General features: G+C 28.3%; 2 protein-coding genes and 1 pseudogene. All 3 read left to right on the top strand.

From position 1 onward, the window contains the following. A pseudogene (locus HG1285_RS19990) lies at positions 1-270 on the top strand (hypothetical protein); the annotation flags it as partial. Positions 271-278: 8 nt separating this feature from the next. Continuing rightward, the gene (locus HG1285_RS02145; protein ID WP_157560726.1) at positions 279-950 is read left to right on the top strand and encodes a hypothetical protein; all 672 of its coding nucleotides are present in this window, start codon (positions 279-281) and stop codon (positions 948-950) included. 27 nt (positions 951-977) lie between these two features. Further along, positions 978-1,584, top strand: a 607-nt coding sequence (locus HG1285_RS02150) for an IS607 family transposase (protein WP_157560729.1), incomplete at its 3' end; no start/stop codon positions are given.

Raw genomic sequence — 1,584 nt, 5'->3', positions numbered from 1 at the left:
TATGACCAGGTAAATGAGAATACAAATATACTAACATCTGCTATAACTTCCAGTATAAACCCTGATGAAGTTCAGACAAAAAAAGTGAAAATAAATGAAGGAGATATATTCTTTTTATGCACAGACGGTCTTTGGAAAGAGTTTGACATTGAAGAACTTGAAGAGTGCTTTTTAACAGGAAATATTGAAACAGCTGCAAATGAGATAATTCAAAAGTTAAAAGTTAAAAAGCAAAAAGACAATGTTTCATTTATTATTTTGAAAATATAGGGGCTAAGATGAGTGCAGTTACAGTATCAAATTATAATCCACCTCCACAGGATTACTCGTTAATATCAATGCTAAAAAGCATAATATCAAATTCTGAAAACCAGTGTGATGATATATTGAGAAAGCTAAGGCTAAAGGCTATAAACAATAATCTAAATAAAGAAAAACTTGAAATCAAAGAAAAAGAAAAGCAAATAAAAGAAAGCTTTAGTTATTTTAAACAAAAAATCGGATATGAAATTCAGATATTTGATAAATACGATTTCAAAAATGTTGAAAAAAAGATAAACGGCATAGTTAAAAACCTTTTCCAATTTGCTGATAATTTAGATAAGAAAATGGATAAAAAAATTGAAGAATTAGCACACTCAAAAGCAATAGAGGAAACATTTAAACAGATAGAAGAAAGTTCAGGAAAAGAAGAAAAAAAAGAAAAGAAAAAAGTTTATTTGAATGGAAATCTGGTAACTTATACTGAAAGGGATTTGATAAAAATATCAATGGTAAAAAACATACCACTTGCAAAGCTAAAAACTTTCCCAAAAGAAAGCATAAAAAACCTGATTGAAGAAACCAATCTCATACTAAACAAAGAAAAGGAAAAAAAAAGAAATACAGCTTTATTTAAATCCTATATGGAAATATTTATTCAGAGGTTAAAAATACATAGACAAATATAGACACAAAAGAAAAATTACTGTATAATAATTATCACTATGGAAAAATTATTAACACCAAAAGAAGCAAGCAAACTACTTGGGGTATCAACAAGAACAATACAAAGATGGGATAAACAAGGATTAATCAAGGTAATTAGAACACCAAAAGGCAGAAGAAGAATTCCACTATCAGAAATAAAAAGAATACTATCCCAAACAATAAATGACAGAAGAGCTGTAATTTATGCAAGAGTATCATCACAAAAGCAAAATAACGATGGAAATTTGGAAAGACAGGTAGAAAGAATATTAAAATACGCAAAAGAACATAACTATGAAGTAATAAAGATATTCAAGGATACAGCCAGCGGGATAAACGACAAAAGAAAAAACTTTTGGAAGATGATACAGTTTATAAAAGAAAATCAAGTACCGTATCTAATAGTAGAATTTGAAGATAGACTAACCAGATTTGGAATACAGTACATAAAAGCCTTGCTTGAAGAATACGGGACACAAATAGTAATAATAGAAAACAAAATGACAAAAGACAAAACACAAGAATTAGTGGAAGATTTAATAACAATAATAACATCATTCACAGCAAGGATATACGGAGCAAGGTCTCAAAAATTCAAGAAAGTAAAACAACTGT

Source organism: Hydrogenivirga sp. 128-5-R1-1 (genome assembly GCF_000171895.1).
The sequence above is the reverse complement of the archived record's forward strand: the minus strand, read 5'-3'. Positions and strand labels throughout refer to the sequence as shown.